This window comes from Bradyrhizobium sp. CCBAU 11386 (assembly GCF_028128955.1).
Lineage (GTDB): Bacteria > Pseudomonadota > Alphaproteobacteria > Rhizobiales > Xanthobacteraceae > Bradyrhizobium.
The window spans coordinates 1-21,039 of the sequence record NZ_LBKA01000178.1 but is presented as its reverse complement, the minus strand read 5'-3'; the positions used below and the strand labels follow the sequence as shown (position 1 = coordinate 21,039).

The 21,039-nt window shown below is 57.7% G+C and carries 17 protein-coding genes and 5 pseudogenes; 8 read left to right on the top strand and 14 right to left on the bottom strand.

What is annotated here, in order from left to right; all coding sequences use genetic code 11:
• The first annotated feature begins 376 nt into the window (after positions 1–376).
• Positions 377–691, top strand: coding sequence for a transposase family protein (locus XI09_RS11880; protein ID WP_333939077.1), 315 nt, complete (start codon positions 377–379; stop codon positions 689–691).
• A gap of 326 nt (positions 692–1,017) precedes the next feature.
• Here XI09_RS11880 and XI09_RS11875 read toward each other — a convergent pair.
• Positions 1,018–1,092, bottom strand: a pseudogene (locus XI09_RS11875) (transposase); the annotation flags it as partial.
• A gap of 180 nt (positions 1,093–1,272) precedes the next feature.
• Here XI09_RS11875 and XI09_RS11870 point away from each other — a divergent pair.
• Positions 1,273–2,345: pseudogene (locus XI09_RS11870) on the top strand (IS630 family transposase).
• Between the two features lie 401 nt (positions 2,346–2,746).
• Here the strand turns inward: XI09_RS11870 and XI09_RS11865 are convergent.
• Positions 2,747–3,580: a Crp/Fnr family transcriptional regulator gene (locus XI09_RS11865; protein ID WP_271566999.1), complete on the bottom strand. Its 834-nt coding sequence runs from the start codon at positions 3,578–3,580 to the stop codon at positions 2,747–2,749.
• Between the two features lie 378 nt (positions 3,581–3,958).
• A complete protein-coding gene (locus XI09_RS11860; RefSeq protein WP_271566998.1) occupies positions 3,959–4,435 on the bottom strand; it encodes an Lrp/AsnC family transcriptional regulator in 477 nt (158 codons plus the stop codon).
• A gap of 530 nt (positions 4,436–4,965) precedes the next feature.
• Between XI09_RS11860 and XI09_RS11855 the strand changes: the two genes are divergently transcribed.
• Entirely contained in the window at positions 4,966–5,295 is a 330-nt protein-coding gene (locus tag XI09_RS11855; RefSeq protein ID WP_271566997.1) for a hypothetical protein, read from the top strand.
• 324 nt (positions 5,296–5,619) lie between these two features.
• Positions 5,620–6,270, top strand: a pseudogene (locus tag XI09_RS11850) (trehalose-6-phosphate synthase); the annotation flags it as partial.
• Positions 6,271–6,399: 129 nt separating this feature from the next.
• Here the strand turns inward: XI09_RS11850 and XI09_RS11845 are convergent.
• The 6 genes and pseudogenes from XI09_RS11845 to XI09_RS11820 all read right to left on the bottom strand — a co-directional run bounded on the left by XI09_RS11845 (position 6,400) and on the right by XI09_RS11820 (position 11,956).
• Positions 6,400–6,876 (bottom strand): Lrp/AsnC family transcriptional regulator, encoded by a 477-nt coding sequence (locus tag XI09_RS11845; protein WP_161533389.1) that lies wholly within the window; start codon positions 6,874–6,876, stop codon positions 6,400–6,402.
• A 326-nt stretch (positions 6,877–7,202) separates the two neighbouring features.
• A pseudogene (locus XI09_RS11840) lies at positions 7,203–7,828 on the bottom strand (NUDIX hydrolase).
• 1,133 nt (positions 7,829–8,961) lie between these two features.
• Positions 8,962–9,171, bottom strand: coding sequence for a hypothetical protein (locus tag XI09_RS11835; protein WP_271566996.1), 210 nt, complete (start codon positions 9,169–9,171; stop codon positions 8,962–8,964).
• Between the two features lie 767 nt (positions 9,172–9,938).
• On the bottom strand, positions 9,939–10,430 hold the full coding sequence (locus XI09_RS11830) for a hypothetical protein (RefSeq protein ID WP_271566995.1): 492 nt from the start codon (positions 10,428–10,430) through the stop codon (positions 9,939–9,941).
• A 644-nt stretch (positions 10,431–11,074) separates the two neighbouring features.
• Positions 11,075–11,407, bottom strand: a complete 333-nt coding sequence (locus XI09_RS11825) for an avidin/streptavidin family protein (protein WP_271567002.1) — start codon at positions 11,405–11,407, stop codon at positions 11,075–11,077.
• A gap of 261 nt (positions 11,408–11,668) precedes the next feature.
• Positions 11,669–11,956 carry a hypothetical protein gene (locus XI09_RS11820; RefSeq protein WP_271566994.1) on the bottom strand — a complete coding sequence of 96 codons (288 nt, stop codon included), beginning with the start codon at positions 11,954–11,956 and terminating at the stop codon, positions 11,669–11,671.
• Between the two features lie 506 nt (positions 11,957–12,462).
• Here XI09_RS11820 and XI09_RS46120 point away from each other — a divergent pair.
• Positions 12,463–12,708, top strand: a pseudogene (locus XI09_RS46120) (hypothetical protein); the annotation flags it as partial.
• 185 nt (positions 12,709–12,893) lie between these two features.
• Here XI09_RS46120 and XI09_RS11815 read toward each other — a convergent pair.
• The gene (locus XI09_RS11815) at positions 12,894–13,919 is read right to left on the bottom strand and encodes an IS110 family transposase (RefSeq protein WP_271567001.1); all 1,026 of its coding nucleotides are present in this window, start codon (positions 13,917–13,919) and stop codon (positions 12,894–12,896) included.
• Between the two features lie 315 nt (positions 13,920–14,234).
• On the opposite strand from XI09_RS11815, the gene XI09_RS11810 reads away from it, so the two are divergent.
• A complete protein-coding gene (locus tag XI09_RS11810) occupies positions 14,235–14,633 on the top strand; it encodes a hypothetical protein (protein ID WP_271566993.1) in 399 nt (132 codons plus the stop codon).
• A gap of 218 nt (positions 14,634–14,851) precedes the next feature.
• A complete protein-coding gene (locus XI09_RS11805) occupies positions 14,852–16,891 on the top strand; it encodes a prolyl oligopeptidase family serine peptidase (protein ID WP_271566992.1) in 2,040 nt (679 codons plus the stop codon).
• 141 nt (positions 16,892–17,032) lie between these two features.
• Here the strand turns inward: XI09_RS11805 and XI09_RS11800 are convergent, their stop codons facing one another.
• A complete protein-coding gene (locus tag XI09_RS11800; protein WP_271566991.1) occupies positions 17,033–17,344 on the bottom strand; it encodes a hypothetical protein in 312 nt (103 codons plus the stop codon).
• 307 nt (positions 17,345–17,651) lie between these two features.
• On the opposite strand from XI09_RS11800, the gene XI09_RS11795 reads away from it, so the two are divergent.
• Positions 17,652–17,858: a cold-shock protein gene (locus XI09_RS11795; RefSeq protein WP_271566990.1), complete on the top strand. Its 207-nt coding sequence runs from the start codon at positions 17,652–17,654 to the stop codon at positions 17,856–17,858.
• 468 nt (positions 17,859–18,326) lie between these two features.
• On the opposite strand, the gene XI09_RS11790 is transcribed toward XI09_RS11795, so the two are convergent.
• From XI09_RS11790 to XI09_RS11780, 3 genes are all read right to left on the bottom strand, one after another.
• Positions 18,327–18,653, bottom strand: a complete 327-nt coding sequence (locus tag XI09_RS11790) for a hypothetical protein (RefSeq protein WP_271566989.1) — start codon at positions 18,651–18,653, stop codon at positions 18,327–18,329.
• The gene (locus tag XI09_RS11785; protein ID WP_271566988.1) at positions 18,641–19,840 is read right to left on the bottom strand and encodes an MFS transporter; all 1,200 of its coding nucleotides are present in this window, start codon (positions 19,838–19,840) and stop codon (positions 18,641–18,643) included. The genes XI09_RS11790 and XI09_RS11785 overlap by 13 nt, the downstream gene beginning before the upstream one ends.
• Positions 19,841–19,968: 128 nt before the next feature.
• Positions 19,969–20,466: a hypothetical protein gene (locus tag XI09_RS11780; protein WP_271566987.1), complete on the bottom strand. Its 498-nt coding sequence runs from the start codon at positions 20,464–20,466 to the stop codon at positions 19,969–19,971.
• Positions 20,467–21,039: the final 573 nt, after the last annotated feature.

Genomic DNA, 21,039 nt, shown 5'->3' with positions numbered 1-21,039 from the left:
GGGGGCTCTGGCCGACACTCCGATCTGGCAATTGGTGATCTTGCCCGCCGAGCCGGTGTACGCGCGCCCCGCCCCGCACGAGGCCAGCCGATTGAGTTCGACTGCCGGCGCCGCAGGCGAAATCAGCCACATCATGACGTGGGTGCCACGCTTCGCCAGCAATAGGTAACGCCGTGACGCAAGGCCGCCTGCCGCGCGGCAATCAGGGGTTCTTCCGCACATTTGGTGCAGGGTGCAGGATTCACGAACAGTGCGAATAAGAGCATAAGGTCGGAATCGCAGTCGACGCCCGTAATTCGCTTTGCTCCATGCCTTCCGCTCACTGGTTTCCCCCGAACGTTCGATTGTCCAGAACCTTCCCCAGGCCGACAGGGGGGTGCTCGTGGCTCGGCCGAAGTCGGCGGTCTCGCTCTGCCCCTGTTGCGGCGGCCAGACGGGTCGCGTCCACAGCCATTACGAGCGACGCTTAGCCGATCTGCCATGGCAGGGGCGGGTTGTCGAAATCCGGCTTCAGGCGCGACGCTTTCGATGCGCGAATCCGCAATGCCCGCGTCGGATATTCACTGAGCGGCTACCGGCAACGGTGCGGCCACAGCCAATCGCAGCAAGCGATCGGCGACGGGGATGGATAGAAAAGGCAGGAAACGGGTTAGTTCAACAACTATTCAGCAGTCGTGGGGAGCCAGCGTAGAGCAGCGAAAAAATACTTGCTACATAGAAGGCTGCTGACCGCCCCTGATGACAGGCTCGTCATAGAGACAAGTGCGACCGTGAATTTGCCCAGGCTTTGAAAGACTATCGGCAGACTTCTTGAGTGCAAATCGGTCATGTCACCGCTCGCGGCGCATTCAATTGGATTCCGCAATACGTTGCGCGCGCGAAGGCACTGAAGATCGTCTATTTTTCATTATTCAGCGGCGGAGTTCCTCAATCATCTGCCGCCGGTGACGCGTCGTCCCCGACTGCCGAGATTTCCGTGCAAATCGACGATCTCCGTTAGTCTTGAATGGGATCAGGATCCCTGGCTCGCGAGAGCCGGCTGTTTGCTATTGCAACGCGATGGGTATAGCGGCCGAGATAGGCTAGCACCTGTGCGATCACCGAACGGCCGTTTGCCGCATCAACAGTCTCCAGCCGAGGTCTGCGAGAACACAAGACAAAATGGAGGATCGGTCTTACGAGCGCGTGCGGATACTGGTGACCTTAAGGGCCCGTTCGAGGCCTCTAGTACCCACTTTTCTTAGAACGTGAGTCGTGATTCAAGGTGTCGGGATGATACCCGAAGCAAGAGAAGTCCACCTTTCGAAGAAAGATCGCAAGGTGCTCGAGGCGTGTTGTCGCTCACCGGTGGCGTTGCAGCGCCATTTGAAGCGGGCGCGGATAGTGCTTTTGGCGGCGAACGGGCGTAGCACCCGGTCGATTGCCAAGGAAGTTGGGGTCCAACCGCGGATTGTCAGCCTTTGGCGGCATCGCTATGCCGACCAAGGCCTTGAAGGGCTGCAAGACAAGCCGCGGCCTGGCAAGCAGCCGATCTATACGAAGACGACCGACAAGCGGATTCTGAAGCTGCTGGATAAGCCGCCCCCGCAAGGATTTGCGCGCTGGACCGGCCCTCTGCTGGCCAGGGCGCTAGGCGATGTTGACGTCCAATATGTCTGGCGGTTCCTGCGCAGCCACAAGATTGACCTCGCGGCTCGCAAGTCCTGGTGTGAGAGCAACGACCCGAACTTTACGGCCAAAGCTGCCGATGTTGTTGGCCTTTACGTCGCCCCACCTGCGAAGGCCATTGTGCTATGCGTGGACGAGAAGCCCTCGATCCAGGCCTTGGAGCGAGCGCAGGGTTATCTGAAGCTGCCCAATGGCCGCGCCTTGACCGGTCAGAGCCACGATTACAAGCGGCATGGCACCACAACATTGTTTGCGGCGCTCGAAGTCGCCACCGGAAAGATCATCGCAACGCATTCAAAACGCCGTCGCCGCGTCGAGTTTCTCGACTTCATGAACAGCCTCACCGCCGCCTTTCCGAACCGCCAGCTACACGTCATCCTCGACAACCTCAACACCCACAAGAAGAACGAGGACTGGCTGAAGGCCCACCCCGACGTCCAATTTCATTTCACGCCGACAAGCGCGTCCTGGCTGAATCAGGTTGAGGTATGGTTTTCGATCTTGCAGGGGCAGTCACTTAGCGGCACCTCCTTTACAAGCCTCAAGCAGCTTCACCCCCCCCGGAACACATCGATGCCTACGTCAACGCGTACAACGACAAAGCCGAGCCCTTCGTCTGGACCAAGAAAAAAGTCCGTCAACGCCACTTCAAAGATCGCCGTATCACTCAGCTCTAATTCCGGATACTAGGCCCGCTACAAGGACAAGTCGTTGTTTAAATCCGCCGGCGGTTCCCCGGCTTTCCAGCATACCGAGTTGACGAAATGTGGATGTCGCGCTCAGTACCTTTCCGACTTCTTGCGCCCATCCAGCGATCCTGCTCGAGCGGAACGCGGGACCGGTTGTCCAGCGTGCCCCTTAATCGCCCGACCGCATCGCGCGGCTGACCGATGACCCGTCCGCGTTGCGACAATCGCAAGCTGACCAACCCGGGTATCGCCGGCGATCGGTTACCCACCGCCAGCTACACGGCGCAAGGGGAACGATTGATTCGTGACGGTGTGGCCTTTCCCAGGGGGAATTGCCTCAACTTCGCGTCACAAGAACCGAGAGGACGCAGAACGCCAGTCGCGAGTTGCTAGCTCGCCTGTTCTTCGCCGAGAGTGCGGACTGATGAGGCATAGGCAGCTGAGACGAGCTTGTAGCAACAGCATGCTTTCTCTTCGAGCAATTTGTGTTCATCGATCTGCAAGACGCCCCGCATCTTGCGAATCAGCCCTTGCTCCTCGAAGCGGATCAAGGTTTCGGTCACCCCGGCGCGGCGCAGTCCCAGCACTGAGGAAAGGTAATCGTGGGTGACTGGCAGCACGCGGGCGTCAACAGCTTCACTAGCAAGACAAATCCAGCTCGCAAGGCGCTGCTCACGATGGTGCCGAACCCCGCACAATCCTGTCTGGACGCACTGAAATGTCAGCGCTTGCACGTACTCAAACAGATGGTCTCTGATCTCGGGATGCACCTTCATGATCCGACGAAGATCCTCGACGCGAATTCTGTGCGCGCTTCCAGGGAAGACGACGACAGATTGATGGGTTGAAAGATGTCCTCCCCACAAGAAAGAAGTGCCGACCACGCCCCGATAGCCTATGACTGCCGTTTCGAGCATACTGCCCGCGGCAACAACTCTGAGCGAGACGAGGCCGCTCTCTACAAAATAGACGTGCTCGACCGGCCTTTTTGGCTCTTGCAGAACCATCCGTTCTTTCAAGACGACCGGCTCGAGGCACTCCCCTATTGCCACAAGCTGTTGGATAGGAAGACGCGCCAAGATTACGTTCTTCACAAACGGCCGCTTCGCGGGACGCACCGGAAAAGAACGCTGATGCTCCTGTCGTGTGCCGGGCAGCTGCTTGAGAGCACGATCTTGAGAGCAGTCAAACACTTCGACGACGGCGGGCACGCGGTCGGTCATGGTCCCTCCCCTGGCAGGAGGCTTTTGCTAGCCTGCGCCTGACCGTAACGAGAACGTGATTACGACTATAGCACCCTTTTCATCTTGATTGATGCAACGAGCAACTCAGCGGCGCCCAAATCCCGCGTTGATGGGCCTGTCTTCGACGAATTTCGACCAAGCGAATAGAGGCGCTCGCGCCTCAACGCGCCCCATTCTTGCTTTTGCACCTTGTCGCCAGCGATACGATGATGGCGTCCACGACATTGCCGTATGACCGGGCTCTATGTGCGTCTTCTCTTGCTATGCTGATTGCGATCCCAAAAAGCCCCCGGAGAGTGGAACGGTCAGGTCAACACCTCGATTGCGGGCGCGAGACGATCGCACGTATCGGTGCAATCAATCGTCTGGGGGAAGCTCAACCGGAACAGCAAATCCAACCTTTACGCGATCCAATATGACCATGCTCTTGAAGCCTTTGATGTCGCGAGTTTCGTAGAAGAAGCGCCGCGTGAACTCCTCGTACTCCTCCACGGACCGCGCGGTAATGTACAGGACGAAGTCGGCATCGCCCGTGACGTAAAAGCCGTTGACGACGTCGATTGATGATTTGATGGCTTTTTTAAACCTATCGATGATATCGGCGCTTTCCCGCTCCAAGGTCACCAGTGCAAGCACTTGAATAGGTCGTCCGACCGCCCTCGGCGATACAACCGACACGTCGGCCTGGATGATGCCCTCCGAGCGGAGCCTCTTTAACCGTCGTTGGCATGCGGTAGGAGAAAGCCCGGCCATCTCGCCAATCACATCTGAAGTCAGACGGTTATTCTTTTGCACGATCTCAAGAATGCGGGCATCTATCCGGTCGTACTGCATAGCCCACCTCCAGCCTGAGATGAATTTCGCCGCCAGATGACCACTCCGCGCAGGAAACCATCGAGGGTGAAAAATACGAGGAAATCTTCCGTGACAAAGGCCCAACTTGGATGGGTTTTGATCAAAGTAGGGATGAGGGGCCTTGCCGTCGGCATTCTGCGGCGCGGCAGGGAGCGAAGCCGCAAAGCCGGCCTATCGGATGAGATCCGGGCCTTCGTTTTCGACAAAGATGTGAACCAAAGCGGAGCCGAAACGCGATCGAGCCTTTTGTGCGTCGCCGCCTAAGACGACAACGCTCTGCATGCACTCATCAAGTCGATGAAGCCAAACGTGGTCTTGCCTTAATCCGACATCTCGTCGCCTCATCCGCCACGACCGCCTCGAAGTCCTGGATGGATGCAGCAATCCGACCATTTTGCTCGACCGGTCAGCTTCTCGAAAGCTAGACCTGCCATCCTGACGTGGTGGAGACATCTCGGGGCTGATCTGCGACTGCATCGAACGGAAACATCGTCAAACGGAGTTACGTGATGGTTCGAATCCATGACACGCTCGACACCGCAACGTTGGATTCCAGCAGCACATCAGGCGCGACCCAGCAAGATGAAACCATAGGCCATGCGGCCTTTGACCAGCACCTGGACGAGAGACCGCAAGAGCAACAAGCTAGTGCAGGTCCTTCCGATCCTAGTGTATCGGACGAGGTGGAGGATCGCCTTGATGCCGTCAACCAGCAATCCGATTTGAAGCTTGTCGTCATTTCGAACCGCGTTGCACCCTTCGACCCCAATAAACCCAGACCGGCGGGCTCGCCGCGGCCCTCGATCCGGTGGTGGAACGTTCCGGCGCGGTTTGGATAGGCTCTTCGGAGACCCGCGGCGACGGGATCGATCGGCCCCTGCCACTGGTGCCGACTGGTGCAGGCCACGTCGCCAGGCTCGATCTGCCGGTCGCGGACCATCCTGGCTACTTTCGGGGTTATTCGAATTCAACGCTGTGGCCAGCATTGCACTCCCTGCCGGACCGGATGTCGGGCTCGGACGAGGATTATGGCAGCTATCGAAGGATCAACGACTTCATCGCGCGCGCGGCTTTCGACGGGTGCATGATTATCATCTACTCCCGCTTGGGGCCGATCTGCATGACCTGGGCATTGAGCGGCCAACCGGCTTTTCCTCCATACGCCGTGGCCCACACCCGACATGATAGAGTGCGTACCCAACCATCGCGAACTGATGAAATCGATGCTGAAGTACGATCTCCTCGGCTTTCAGACGAACCGGGATCTGAACAATTTCCTGGCCTGCCTTCGAACCCATTTCGCGCTGGAGGGCAATGATGGCATTGTGACCACAGAACGTGGCCAGACGCGACTTCAAAAGTTCCCAATCGGTATCGATCCCGAGCAGTTCGCAGAGTATCTTGCGCAAGACCTCTCTCCCGCAGAGCAAGAAAAAGTCTCGTCACTATTGCAAAACTTCCAAGGCGCCAAGTTTGCCATCGGCGTAGACCGGCTCGACTACACGAAAGGCATCGATAAACGGGTCGAAGCGTTCAATCAGCTTTTAACGAAGGAGCCGCAGAGCATCTCGCTGTTGCAAATCGACCCGTCCTCACGCGCCGACGTCGAAGAGTACCAAAAATATAGAGACGACGTGCAGACCGCTATCAACCAGGTCAATACCGAGCATGGCACAGACGAGTGGAGCCCGATCCACTACAAGAACGATTCGTTCAGCCAGGCTGCGCTCGCACGTCTCTACCGCGCTGCGCATGTCGGCGTCGTGACACCGGAACGGGAACAATGCAGCCAACGCGTCGTTCCGTACCCGTAAACGGCGCTTCGGTAGTTTCTTCTTGGTAGTGTCTCAGACGTGTTCAGAGTGATGAGCCTGCGCGTCATTAAGCGCTTGCGCAGAAGGGTAAACGCATCGATCCGCGGTGTGAAAAACCTTAATCCGTAGTCAGTCCTCCGAAGGAGTCTCGACTGGTACGGCAAAGCCCGCTTTTATACGATCCAACACGACCATCGTCTTGAAGCCTTTTATGTCAGGGTTCACATAGAAAAATTTCCGGGTGAACTCCTCATAATCCTCCATGGTGCGGGCGGTAACGTAAAGGACAAAGTCCGCATCGCCGGTGACGTAGAAGCCGTTGACGACTTCAACTGACGATCTAACGGCCTTCTTGAATTTGTCGATTATATCGGCACGTTCCCGCTCCAGACTTACAAGCACAAGCATTTGAATAGGTCTGCCTACCGCCTTCGGCGAAACTATCGAGATATCGGCCTCGATGATGCGTTCAGAACGGAGCCTCTTTAGTCGCCGCTGACACGCTGTGGCAGAAAGCCCGACCAGCTCGCCGACTGCTTCAGACGTGAGACGGTTGTCTTTTTGCACGATCTCGAGGATGCGGGCATCTATCCGATCGTACTGCATAACCGGAACCCACCTGAGGTGAATTTAACCGCGAAATGGCCTCGCGGCGCAGGAATTCGTCCAAGACTATCCCAGATTCAGGGATGTTTTCAACAAATGAACGGGAGGCTCTCCGGGAAAGACGAGGGCCATGAGTAGCCACGATGAACGCCGGCGCAACGGAGTAGGTGAGATCAGTCAACTCTTGCGCGACGCTGCGAGCGGCGCCCTCATCGCCCCGGGCGTTCGCCACATTCTCGACGGCTCGGTTGCGGCAAGCTCAAGGGCGCACACTGTGCGCGGCACGATCGGAGAGCCGCCATGCCAAGTGTCAGCGCAAAGTGCCTTTACTCCCAGGCGACGATCGGTTGTTCCAAATCGCTAACGCGGGTTGCGCGCCCAGCCAGAATCTCGCGGAACTGACAGATTAGGGCCGCTGTCGGGCGTAGATCAGGCTCCCCCGATGATGAAAGGGGATCACGCGCCGCTCGCTTTCGGGAATGGTGACGAAGTCGAAGGCGTCCTCACGTTCGATTGTATGAAGCGCAATGTGGAGGACGGAGGCGACCTCATGCGGGTTCGGCGCCATAGCGGCGCTATCAGCAACCCATACGACAACGGGCGTGATCAGATAGCCGGAGCGTGTCGGATAATCGTCGAGCATGCCGAGCATTGCATCACCCGCAAGCCCCAACCCGAGCTCCTCCTCAAGTTCTCGCCGTGCCGCCTCGACCGGCGTCTCGCCTTCGTCGCAGCGTCCGCCGGGCAGAGCTCACTGGCCGCGATGCGAGCGCAATCTTGACGCGCGCAATGTGAGGAGAAAGGCGATGTCGTGGCCCTCGCCAGAGGCGGTCAGCACGATTGCCACCGCTGTACGCGTGAGTCGGTCCGGTCCTGCACTCTGCGGCAGGCGCCTGAAGCTCGCGCACGCCGCCGCGATATTCCGTCTGGTAACATCGTCGAACGATTTCATATTGCACTGCGCTTTCCAATCAAGAGCGCAAATTCGATATCTTTTGTTCTTGCCGAGAGACGGCGAACCGCGTCGTGAGCGCGCTGAAAACAAACGATTTCTCGCATGACCGTCAGGAATAGTGCAGCGAATTTGAATGGTAAGCCTGAGCAGCGGCTGCGACTCTCGCTTCATCGGTGCATCGACGGACCTTTCACACGCAATCACGGTCTTGTCTTGCGTTGCGCTAAGTGACGCGGACCTAGTCCGCAATCGCTGCTCAGCGTAGGACTCCGCGGCGTGCTCATCGCCTTCGACTTTACGTATCGCTCTCGCAATGCACTGAGCCGTCGGCCGACGGCGTTTTCGCTTCTCTCGAGTAGAATGGAAATCCGCTTTGCGGTTTCACGATACGACGAGCTTGAGAAGGCATTTGTCGTCTTCTTTGCCCCATGGTCGGGACCGGTTCCTGAGCACACTCCAGTCAAATAGCTATCTTTTGAACCAGCTATGCCAACCGGGGGCAGCCCTCTTAAGGCGAAACTTTCTAGATTACCACGACGTCAAACATCCTCACGCCGAACCGTGTGTTTCGTGTGGGATTGCCTTGTACTCGTCGTTGGCGTAGGCGATCGCATCGTGAGCAACGCGTTGGAATCGGCGGATTGCATCGACTCCCTTCTGCTATCGGCATGATGCTGACGCACTCGGTACCGTTGTCCCGAATCTTATGAAGAGGCGATCCGTTTTTTAGCTTATAGAAGAAGTCCATAGGCGCTTTCGTGCGTTTCGAGGTGAGATTCTGGCGCCTGTTCCAAGCCAGGAATGTCTCGCAGCCGGGCTTTGTTGGTCTCCCGTGGTATCGTCCGCCTTAAATTGCGCCGTTCGAGATGTTCGTCACCTCCTGCTGTGAGCTGCAGGCCTGGTGGCGATCACCATACCGAAGCTTTCGCACTCCTCGCAAAGAAGGGCGCCACGTCCCTGTGATGGCCAAGATCACAAGCGGACGCCCCCAGCAGACCGGGCAAGTCGAACACTTCTGGATGGAGCCCCTCGAGCCTGGCTAGGCTCGCGCTGATGTGATCGACTATCATTCGTTTGCCTTGGCGGTTGGCGGATCCTTTTGCAAACGCGAGCCAGCTAGATTAGCGGTCTCAGACGCGCCAATCCGCGCCGTGAAGGCGCGTCATCTCGCGATGAGCGCGTTTGATAAAGGCGCGCTCGAACCAAAGACCAGCACCGAATGACGCGGCGAGCGCGAGGGTGCAGGCGAAATAGCTATTCAGGAAATCCCAGCTAGCGTTGCCGGCTGTGACTGCGAGGAAAGTTCCTACCATGACAGTATTGCGAATGCTTCTGACCATGTTGGTCCTGTGTAATTGGCAGGCCAAACTTTAGCATTGCAGTCTCGGCGATTATCGGCGCAAAGAGCTGTCTCCTGCCGTCTTTCTGTTCAATCGGCTTTATGGTGAGCGAAGGTCCACTTGCGAACAGGTGGTCAGGTCGCAGGTAGTTGCGCCGACAAGCAGTATGCGCCTCGACCCGCGATAGTTGCGCGCGCATGCCGCTTGTCTCGGGACCGACGTAAATTCAGCAGGAGGTGTGACTAGGAACTGTTCTCGGTTGGGACAGACGCACTCAAAGTAGGGCATTTGCCCGCTTCGATCGTTTACAGCGGCGCAAGAGCAGAGCGCATGGCGTGATCGTATCCATTTCCATAATTGCCGCCATAGTGGCTTTAACCGTCTTCAGGGCCATGCCAGCGAAACTCCGAGGCATAGCACGAGTCCGCATGATCATAGCCACGGTCTGCGATGGCGGACGTTAGTTGTTGGTTTCATGCATGGGACGGCTGGCTCGGCGGCACTGCCTGTTCTGGTCTCTCGAGCCCCCGAGCCATCGGACGGATTGCTCTACGTGTTTCCGTTCAGGCGAGCTTCAATGATTGGCCGTCTTGTCTTCAGTGATTGCGGCTCCGTTGGTCGTCAACAAGCCCCCTCAATTGCGTCAACCGCACCTTGCAGTTATCGACCTGCAAGCAGCGTCATGCCGACGCCTCGCGCAAAGCGCGGACAGAGCTGGCACGCGCAGCGTCGCGAGGATGGCGGGAGGTGATGGGGCAGGAGCTTTTTCAGTCTTGCGTCAGCCCGAAGTCGCTCGCCAGGAACTGATCTTGTGTCCACTGCCTCAGCGCATCATCGTTGAGTGTCGAGTTGATTAGGGCATTCCACTTGTTACCCGCCTCTTTCCATTTCGTTTTCCGGTCCGGAAGGTCCCGCAGTAGCCGGAATGCGCTCGTTGCAATCTTGCTTGCCTCTTTACCTTCAGCAGCCTCGCGGATCACGTCCTTGAACATCTGCTCCGGAAAAATCCAGCCAGCGCTCGTGAAGCGGTCGGCAAACAGGTATTCGAATGAGGCCCGAAACGTGACGGCAGCTAAAGCATCCTCGTGTTCCGTGCCTGCACTACGCACGTCAAACCATTGCAGCAGCCTTCGAACAGCGGCAGCGGGAGCAACCTGGCGATCACCGAGGGTCAGAGATACGAACATGTACGCGATGTCCGATTGAAGTTCGTTGTCCAGGGACACATACCAATCTTTGATCGCCTGAATAGGTGACATGAAAATGATCTCGGGAAAAGCCTAGGAGATAGCGGGTGCGCGATGTCGTATTCTTGTTCACGTACTACCACGGCTCTCAATGCAGCTTGATGGTCTCGTGAGATCCGTGCCTGACGCACCGCTCCGTCTTTGCTGTGCTGCATCGATGGTGGTGCCTCCGCAACCCGATCGCGCCTCGTTTGTCGCTGCAAAGCAACAGGCTCTGAACAGGAAAGATGAAGGCGGGAAAGAGGTGGTAAGTCCGACGGATGAAAACATTTCGAGCGGTTGTCCTCGCATCCGAGGGCGAAATCTTCTGACGATAGGTCTAATTTGCGCCACCGAGGACGACGTCAAGGCACGCGCTGAGGATCTCCCCGAAGACGACCCTGTAGAGCTCTGGGATAGCCAGCGCAGAGTAGCGCGCTTCGAACCGAAGCATTAGCCAAGTGTCTGCAACCGTCGCCACGGAATCGCCGAAAGCTATTGCTCGGGAACTGGATCGGTAAGGCGATGGTCGGCCTGCCGCTCCAGCTCTTCTATGAGGGCGGAGAATAGGCCGAAATCCGGGCGCCGGCGCGGCTCAGCAAGTCGCGCCATTTGGGATGCGACCTCGCGAGAGCGATTTTCAAATCTAAGTCCCTGCGTTGCGAGAAGATCGAAAACTACCATACGCGCGTGAATATATCCGCGCCCTTCAGCCTGCTAAGCTTACCTTTCTTATCAACGTAGAACAGCGTCCAAGACGTTGGGATCTGAGACCCCTTAATTTTTCCAACCCAGCGGGTAAAGGAATTGCACTGGGAAAAAGTAACAACAAAATACAAGCCGGTCGGGCTAAGGGATCCCGATGCGGGATACGGGATGCCCTGGCACGCAAATCCTTGAGCATGGTTTGTGAAAATCCCTTGTATTGTCCCGCTATTGGCGGACCAAATATACAGTTCCGAACCTCGTTCATTTTTCCAGTATGAGGGAGCAGGAAGCCCTTGGGCCATGGCCTCAGCGGAAAACAACAGGGATTGGACGAGCAGCAAAAGTCCCAGAAGTCTCTTCATATCGAAGCCCCAAAAGAGTCGCTTAAAGATCATGTAATTTTGTACAACTTGAGGTGACGTTCGCGGCTCTTATCTCGCATTCGTCAACGGAATCCGGCGCATATCCGCCAAGTCGCGTTGGATTGCGGCGCCTCGCACGCTCTCTTGCCCCCGATGCCGTTACCCGCGCATCAATTCCTAGCTGACCGCGCGCCGAGACCGCTACTCGGTTATCTTGCTGGCATCTGCGCAACTATCTTTGCGATCGGCGCTGGAGAATTGCTTTGCCACGCGCTTCTCGATGAGAAACCGCTCGCGGGCGTATGCTGTTGAACTAGGTCGAGCACTCGTCGAGGGCGAGCAAGTTGTCATTCCAGAGACCATCTGCGTGGTCTGAATGAATTTGCGTCCGGACGAGCTTTTTCGCACGGCAACCCAAGCGGTCGAAATGCCATTTTGCGTGTAGAACCGGTGCTGCTCGTTCTCGATATCGCGGACAACGTTTTCCACCTTGTCCCTGCCAACTTTCCTCCTTCGGGCTTGGGGCCGCCGACATCCATGATGTGCTCATGCCGCTCATCGGTTAGACGCAATCAATGCGGTAGGTGGTCATGGTCTTACTTTCCATATTCAATTTTTGAGCGCACAAGGATCGTGCTCTTCCGGTGATAAGACCTATATCGCTACGGTCCGGAGCAAGCACAATTGTTTACCTTGCGCGGCGCCCTTGCGCATGCGCCGCGCACTTCCGGCAAACCGCTATTGCGGCGAGACTCAACAACATTGAGAGCCGATGCTGTTGTTTTTTTCGTCATGAGAAATCGTCCTACCGGGATCGGGTCGACAATCTCGCACAATGCAGTCCCTCCAGCGGCCCCATCGGCTCGGGCGAGAAGGATAGGTAAGAGATCATTCAATGTCGCTCCCGGCCCCGGGTGCAGCTGCAACGTCTTCATCGAGCGGCTGTGGCGGTCGCTCAAGCATGAGGACATCTCAAGGGCTATGCCGACGGCCGCGAGGCCAAGGCAGGGGTCGCGAGCTGGATCGCCTTCTACAACGATCGTCGCCTTCATCAGGCGCACGGCTATCGCACGCCGATGGCGGTTTGGCGCGAACGGATGCAGGCCGCGAGGGCTGTGGACATGGTGGACAACGCTGACGCGTTGACCACATGCCCATCTGTGGACGCCCCGGTGGATGCAAGAAGAATCTTTCGATTAGGTGTTGCGCGTAGTCGGGTGCTGACATCTGTCCGGCCTTGATTGCGACCGTCATATGTCGCGGGCCCGTATGGGAGTTCGCGGATCAGGTCCAAATCACAGCGGCGTACTTGGAAGCACTTGGGCATGTACTGGTTTTCCCGACCCCGTCTCATCGACTGTTGCGCCGTACCTTCCGTTTGACCTTCCTACCTCCTCGACGACCTCTGGTCGGGCGGACTAAGCGATTAAGCCGCTGCGACCGGAGCTTTGTAGACCCCACCGTTGACCATCAAAGCCCACACGGTGCGAGCCATCTTGTTGGCGAGAGCGACGGCGACAAGCATGGGCGGCTTACGAGCGAGCATGCGCTCCAGCCATGCCCCTCGCGATGGACCGCGTCGGCGAGCCAGCTTCACCACCGCACTCGCCCCGATGATGAGGAGACGCCGCAGCGTTCGCTCACCCATTTTCGATATTTGGCCGAGCTTCTGTCTTCCACCAGTGGAACGTTGCAGCGGCGTCAACCCCAACCACGCGGCGAAATCCCGGCCACGTTTGAAGTTTTCAGGCTCAGGCGCTAGCGCCATCAGAGCTGTCGCCGTGATTGGGCCGATGCCAGGAACTGTCATAAGCCGTCGAGCAACTTCCTCTTCTCGGGCTCGTCGCGCGATCTCAATATCGAGTTGCTTGATTTGCTCTTCCAGCACCGCCAGCATCTTGACTAGGATATCGAGCGCCGGTTGCGCCGCCGTTGGCACGCTGCTCCCGGTAGCTTGCGCGTGCTCAACCAGCGCGGCGACATTGGACGCCCCCTTTGCAACGACCAGGCCGTATTCGGCGAGGTGACCTCGCAACGCGTTTATGATCTGAGTACGTTGCCGGACCAAAAGATCGCGAGCGCGAAACACGACCGCGCTCGCCTGCTGGTCCTCACTCTTCACGGCGGCAAAGCGCATGGTGGGGCGTTGGGCTGCTTCGCAAATCGCTTCTGCATCGGCCATATCGTTTTTCTGGCGTTTCACAAAGGGCTTTACATAGGACGGTGGAATCAGACGCACTGTGTGACCCAGCTTGCCAATCTCACGAGCCCAGTGATGGGCGCTGGCGCAGGCTTCCATCGCTACCAGGCACGCAGGCTGCTGAGCAAAGAAAGCCAGCACTTTGTCACGACGCAGCTGTTTGCGGAAAACAACAACGCCGCCAGCGTCTGCGCCATGTGCCTGAAAAACATGTTTCGCCAAGTCTAGTCCAATCGTGCTAACTTCGTTCACGGACGCTTCCTCTTTCTGACGGTTCAACACCCTTCACTTTGGCACATCGATGCCGTCGAGGGGCGTCCACCCCATCACAGCAACTGCAGCAGACAGAGACTCTGGCAGCGTGATAGAAAGGGATCAGGAGCGGTCAGTTTCCAACTAACAAACCCGTTCAAGCGGTCTCGCTCCGCGGGTCCATTTCAGTCAAATTGTTATCAAACGGGATGCGCAGCATTGATCCGAAGCTCTTGTCATGCCGGAATCAACTGCGGCCGGCGCCAACGTTGCGGTGCCCGCCGGGCCCGATCGGACATCACGCTGGCCTGGACGATGGAACTCATCACCGAGAAGAGTCTGGATGCAAGCCGCCCCATGGTCGATAAGGACTTGCCAAGACTATATCCGTCAGCCGACGGCATGATGCACGATGAGTGCATGGTTGATATGGGCGGCACGGCGTTCAAGTGGGCAAAAGGCGGTTCGGGAGGTGCCAGATACGGCACACCTTCACCGTACCGTCTAGTGGCGATGACGTCGGTGCGTAATTTTTCGAGCTTCGCACCACAGGCCTTTCGCGTTGCAGAACCGCATCTCAAAAGCTTCTGCAAGTGGCGTCGACACCAGCGAGCTTTTGGTCGTTCCCCACGCTGTCGGTGTCTGCTTGGCAACCAGTGTCGGAAAGCGGACATGGTGCTGCAGCCGGAGCTGCTGAAACTTGCGGCTCTTTAGCCGGCACGCTGTTTGCAGTGAGTGGTCCGCAACATGGCGCAAGCTGCGCTATGTCATACGTTGCGTGCTTTCCGCCGCTGCTGCTTGACGCGCCAGGCGTGCGAGCGTGCCCGCCGATCTCATCGGGAGAAAGTCCATGAATACACCACCACTCTTCTCGGCGGTGTTGCCTTCGACTGCAAGCCACGTCCACGGCGCTTTCACAGGAGCGAACGACCTTGGCAACGACGAATGATCCATTCCTCTGGCTCGAGGACATCGAAGGACAAGGCGCATTGGCTTGGGCTCGCGCCGAGAACGAGAAGACGCTCAGGGTGCTCCAGTCAGATCCTCGCTATCGGCACTTCTACGAACAGGCGCTCTCCATCCTGCAGGCGAAGGATCGGATCGCATATGTTTCATTAGGGCGGCGCGGTTTGGAGAATTTCTGGCAAGACGAGAACCAGGTGCGCGGCGTCTGGCGGCGCACCACGCTCGAGAGCTATCGTAGCCAAGACCCACAGTGGGAGACCATCCTCGACGTGGACGCCTTGGCCGTCACCGAGAACAGGAATTGGATTTTTCAAGGTGGCAGCTGCCTTCCGCCTGAAGGGCGCCTCTGCCTGATTAGTCTTTCCGATGGCGGCAAGGATGCCGCGTCCATACGAGAGTTCGACTGCGACGCCAAGACCTTCGTTGCGGACGGCTTTTATCTCCCAGAGGGCAAGCAGCACGTCAGCTGGGTCGATGGTGACACGCTCCTTGTTGCACGGGACTGGGGCGAGGGGACTTTGACACAAGCCGGCTACCCCTTTGTCGTGAAGGAGCTCAAACGCGCTCAGCCGCTCAGTGAGGCTCGAGAGATCTTTCGTGGCGAGCCCACCGACGTTGACACGCAGCCCTTCGTGCTTTGTGACAGCGAGGGTCATATTCATGCGACCGGCGCGATCCGCGTGATCAGCTCTTTCGAGTCCGAGTATGTGATCTTCCGCCCCAATGGGCCCGTCAAGCTCAATCTGCCGAAGAAGGCCGCGATGATCGGACTAGTGGGTGATCGCCTGCTTGTGAAGCTTGATGAAGAATGGACGCCGCCCGGCGATATCAGCTTCGCCGCCGGATCGCTAATTTCGTATGACCTGGCCGAATGGAAACAGGATCCGCGGCGCGCCAAAGCCTCGCTTGTCTTCCAACCAGGGCCCCGCCAGGCCCTGAGCGGGGTAGGCGCCACAAAGAATTTGTTGATCATGACGATCCTCGAGAACGTTCAGAGCAGAGCGTTCGTTTATAAGTACGATCAGGGAGCTTGGTCGGCGACGCCGATCCCGCTGCCGGAACATACAAATGTCAGCCTGTCAGCCTCCGATGAAGCGGACCAGGCCATGTTCGCTGTCTCGAGCTATCTCAGACCAACGTCAGTCTGGTATTTTGATGCCGAAAGCAAAAACCTTGAGGAATTGAAGAAGACACCTTCTGCCTTCGATGCGTCCAACCATGTCGTGGAGCAGCTCGAAGCCACTTCGCGTGATGGCACGTCAATTCCCTATTTTCTGGTGCGGCCGAAGAACGCAAGGTTTGACGGCACAATCCCGACACTTCTCTATGGCTATGGCGGGTTCCAGATTCCGCTTTTGCCCTCTTATCTGGGACCAGTGGGGCGGCTATGGCTCGAACAGGGCAATGCCTGGGTCGTTGCGAACCTGCGCGGGGGCGGCGAGTTTGGCCCACAATGGCATCAAGCGGCCCAGGCGGCAACGAAGCAGACGACGTGGGATGATTTCATTGCCGTTGCCGAGGACCTGATCCGCCGGAAGATCACAAGTCCGCGCCGGCTAGGCGCGATTGGCGGCAGCCAGGGCGGCCTGCTCGTTGGCGCCGCAATCACCCAACGTCCCGAGCTCTTCAACGCGGCGATCATCCAGGTGCCGCTGTTTGACATGCTTCGATACACCCAACTGGGCGCGGGCGCGTCCTGGATCGGCGAGTACGGTGACCCCGCGATTGCCGAGCAGCGTGCCTGGATCGAAGGCTACTCGCCCTACCAGAAGCTGATGGCGGGCAAGACCTATCCCGCACCCTTAATTCTTACCTCCACCAAGGATGACCGCGTGCATCCAGCGCACGCCCGCAAGGCCGCCGCGAAGCTCGCCGCGCTGGGCCAGCCTTACTTCTATTACGAGAACATCGACGGGGGACACAGCGCCGCAGCCAATCTCATGGAATATGCGCGTCAACTGGCCCTTGAATACACCTATGCATCGAAGCGGCTCTGTTCTGAGTAAATTCGGTGGACGGGCTGATCGAAGCAGATAAAATAGAGACCATTGGTTATCTCAACGTCTTCACGTTGCTCAGCTGAATCCATCGAACCCAAGGCGAGAGAGCTGACGAGCCGCCGGCGGGCGCGATGTAAGATGCGTAAGCTAACCGGTTTGAACAGCCTCCACCGGTGGCGAGCGGGTTTCCTGGCAACTTCCCAAACACAACATGACGAGCGGGCGGCAAGTCGCCAGATGCGCTTCCTTGAGGATTGTCTCGGCAGACCCCTGTTCATCCGACATGGCCCGGCGTGCGGCTGACATCCAAAAGCGAACAGCTAAAGCGCAGGCCTGCGACTGTCTTCGTGCTTGAGAAAGCATGTCACGTAGCTTCATGCAGGCATGGCGGGGATTGATAATCCTGCTCCAGGCCGCGCGAAGGAGTTCACGGCCGCCCTGTTGTTCAACGTCGATCAATCCTATCCGCTCTAGCTCGGCTCCGGATGAGCGCGGCGTGTTCGAGGCTCTGCAACTCTTCTGTAAGCCGAAGCGAGCGACGAGTGAAGCGAAGGTCAAAACGTCATCCAGATCCTGAAGCCTCGAAGCGAAGTGTCGTCGACGTGAGGGCGCTTTCTGTCGTTTGCACAATGCGGCGGCAGCCAGAGCCACGCGACAAAAAAAGAGCAGGTGACCAGCGCAGCGACGCCGGGCGTCTCTTGCCGCCCGTCTTGATTGCCGGGAGACTCTTCGCTAGATCACAACGGTTCACTATGGAGATGCCGCCGTGGCAATGGGTATTGTGAAGTGGTTCAATTCGACCAAAGGTTATGGGTTCATCAGGCCTGAGGACGGAAGTCCCGATGTCTTTGTGCACATCAGTGCCGTCGAAAAGGCCGGTTGCACCACCCTCGAAGAGGGGGCCCGGGTAAGTTATCAGCTCAAGGCCGGGCGTTCAGGCAAGATGTCAGCTGAGGATCTCCGGGTTGGCTGATCCGGTTCGCCACCGAACTCGATCTCGGCAGAGCGTGTTCTCGCACCTGTCCGGCGATGCCTTGTCACGGCGCGCCGGGCGTTTGGCCTTTCGACCGCCTCTTCCTGCCATGAGGCTGTCTCGCAAACCGCACAGCCCTCGGAGACGCGGCACGTGTCTTCCAGCTGACCTTCCTGAAAGTGCTGGCCGGCCAGCCCGCCAGGCGGGCTTCCGTTGCCGAAGTCCGACGGGCCGTGGAGATCCGATGAACAGCGGCCATGACTGGGCCGATCGCATGAAGCGGTTGGCCGACGCGCGCCGGATCTTAAAATCTTTTCGGCGAAGTTTGTCTTCCCGATGCTCTCGGCTGGGAAATTACAGAAGAGGGGCGGCAATTCCTGTCTGCGCTCGAAAAGGCCGTCGCGGATCAAAGAGAGCTGCCTCGATCAATCATCGATCCCTCGTCCGGCGACGTCGCTGCGCAAGCAGTCACGGATGCGGCAAAATCAATTGTTCCTCCCGCAGTCCCGCCGCCATATCTGCCGGGTCGTAGACCGGCTGGCTCTTGAAGGCGTCCATCTCCGCCTCCAATTGGTTGAAGCGAGCCTGCATCGCCCTTGCAGGCGCCAGGGGGGGCCCCTTAGTTGTTTCGTCAGAGGGCGGAACGCGTGCGGCTTCGGCCCAAATGCTTAGCACGCTGCGGAAATGCCGTTTGAGGCTTCCGATCTCCTTCACAATCTTGTCGCGGGTGTGCGCAAGCGTTCTTAATTTTGGGACGGCAATAACTCGATCGTTGACCGATATCATCTCGGACATGCTGCAGTCGCGGCTTCTGCAGGTGCTGCATCACGCATGAAGGCAACAGCCAGCCCGATGCCGATGAGACCGATCAGGATCGATGCCGCAGCCAGAGACGCGACGCCGCTAGTCTCGACAAGGATGCCGCCGAGAAAAGCCCCAATGGCGATCCCCGCGAAGGTGGTCGAGCTGTTCATTGCCAGCACCAGCTTCGACCTATCTCCGGCCAGACCGAGAAGCCGGTGCTGGATCGGGACCAGATACATGTAGCTCACGTTACCCCAAAAGAAGGCGATGAGCACGGTGAGGGCACCATGCTGTCCGAACGCAACCAAACCTACGAGCAGGATGAGTTGTGCGCCTACAACCGCGATGAGAACTTTATACGGGCCAAGACGGTCAGTCAGAACGCCGCATGCAGCGTTTCCCATCACGGCTCCGAAACCGTAGGCAAAGAGTGCGGCTGAGAGCAGCGGCACCCCGGCAAACAGAGAACCGATGATGAAGACGCTCACATAGGAGTAAACGATGAACTCGGAAACGACGACGAATAGCGTCACGGAAAGGATACCGTAGATGGTCTTGGAGAGGCCTTTCGAGATCGGGCCGTTTCCGCGCTCCGGCGCCTTGGTAGCTATTCCGGACATCATCGGGGCGAAGATTATCAATGCGAGAAGCCCGGCAACGACGACGAAACCGAATGAAAAGCGCCAGCCGATAGCATTTGCGATCCAACTTGTGGCAGGTGCGCCGGCAACCTGTGAAACAGTCATGCCGCCAAAGATGAGAGACAACGCGAACCCTTTGCGGGCTGGCGGCAGGAGTTCCGCGGCCAGCGCGGTAGCCGACGGGGTGAACATCGCCGCGCCGTAGGCCGAAATGACGCGACCTGCAGCAAGGGTTAGGAAGTTCGGAGCGATCGCGCAGATCAGGTTACCGATGATGAAGATCGAAACGGACAGAATCTGAACGTTATGGCCGCTCATGGCCTTGAACATCCAGGCATTCAGCGGCGCGAAGACGGCGTAGCAGAGCGCGTAAATCGAGATCAACCAACCCGCCGCGCCGGTTGAAATCGCAAAATCACGAGAGATTACATCGAGCGCCCCAATGATGACAAACGTGTCCAGTCCGATAGCGAACGCAGCGATGGTCAGAGCAGCAATGACGAGTTTCGTTCGTCCGTCAGGAGGGGATGAGGTCATGACGGTGCTCGTTCATGTTGTTGTGATATGTTCAAGGCAGCACGTCATGCAACTCAGGATAGAGGCTGGCGATGATCGTACCTGAGTAGTGGGGACGTGGGCCGTTTAGCAGCCACGTCGTCACCACCTCACCGATTCCTGCACGATCTCGAGCTTGTGGGATGTTCGAGCGCCGCTCTGCTGTAAGCAACCCCCGCATCATACACGCCTTCAAGGAGTTTTTTCTCGACAACCGGCTTTGTTGTTTCGAAATTCAGCTTATTCCATGCCTTTGGGTCGATATACCCCACCGTCGGCTCGGGGAGTCCCCAGCGTCCGAGGCTCCTTCCGGGCGCGGCATATCTTCTGGCAAGCTCTGTGATTTCTGGCTCTTGTGGATGCGGCCTGAGCCGGAGTGCATCAAAGTAGTCCGGATCATGAAGGGTTCTCAAGACTGACACCACCTCGTCTGCGACGTTTTCAGAGGGCGAGATAAATTGGACGCCGGATGAGCTCTCCAATCCGGTCCGGATCTCGTGGAGTCGATCCGCCACTTCCCTTGAGGGCTTAATCGTTCCCGCCGCATTGGCGATAAGGCCCGCAGGGCTCGATGTCGCGGGAGTCATGTGTACGGTTAGCCAGGTCACGGAGGTTTCCGTCTTCTCCGCTCTCCAGCCGATGTGAAACCCATGCTTTCATAGAAGTGTTGCAGTTACGGCGAGCTCGTCGGTGAGTTGATGGCCAGCTACCCATTTCGCTACACGACGAGGCCACGATGCGGCCGCTTTTCTGCTGTCTTCCTCATTGAACACGCTACCTCGGATTGCGCGCTTCAGCTATCTTTGCCCTCGCTGACGCGATCTTATCGCTACGGTCGCGTTCGCATCATCGAGGCCATGACTAGCGTTAGCACGTTCTCACACACCAACGCACCGCTCAAAAATGGTGAGAGCATTCTGGCGGACGCCGGCAAGATCTTCTCTTTATTGAGCGCTGCCATACTGAGCACTGCTATGGACGTGGTTGCGGCTCTGGCTGTCTTGTTCAAGACGTCGGTGGTTTCAGGCGCGACAACAGGGACGCCTGCAACCAGGTGCTGCGGGAATGTCTACATCGTTTCTGTACGCCTCCGTTGACGCTTACGATTACCCACATTTTTTGAGGTGCAGTGAGTCGAAAAACTTGAGTCGCCAGAATCGCTTGTGATTCTTTGATGGGCA

Coding starts and splice junctions, on each gene's coding strand:
- XI09_RS11865 (WP_271566999.1), bottom strand. CDS start 3,580: ATGACCGACCGCGTGCCCGCCGTCGTCGAAGTGTTTGACTGCTCTCAA.
- XI09_RS11860 (WP_271566998.1), bottom strand. CDS start 4,435: ATGCAGTACGACCGGATAGATGCCCGCATTCTTGAGATCGTGCAAAAG.
- XI09_RS11855 (WP_271566997.1), top strand. CDS start 4,966: ATGGTTCGAATCCATGACACGCTCGACACCGCAACGTTGGATTCCAGC.
- XI09_RS11845 (WP_161533389.1), bottom strand. CDS start 6,876: ATGCAGTACGATCGGATAGATGCCCGCATCCTCGAGATCGTGCAAAAA.
- XI09_RS11835 (WP_271566996.1), bottom strand. CDS start 9,171: ATGGTCAGAAGCATTCGCAATACTGTCATGGTAGGAACTTTCCTCGCA.
- XI09_RS11830 (WP_271566995.1), bottom strand. CDS start 10,430: ATGTCACCTATTCAGGCGATCAAAGATTGGTATGTGTCCCTGGACAAC.
- XI09_RS11825 (WP_271567002.1), bottom strand. CDS start 11,407: ATGGCCCAAGGGCTTCCTGCTCCCTCATACTGGAAAAATGAACGAGGT.
- XI09_RS11810 (WP_271566993.1), top strand. CDS start 14,235: ATGGAACTCATCACCGAGAAGAGTCTGGATGCAAGCCGCCCCATGGTC.
- XI09_RS11790 (WP_271566989.1), bottom strand. CDS start 18,653: ATGTCCGAGATGATATCGGTCAACGATCGAGTTATTGCCGTCCCAAAA.
- XI09_RS11785 (WP_271566988.1), bottom strand. CDS start 19,840: ATGACCTCATCCCCTCCTGACGGACGAACGAAACTCGTCATTGCTGCT.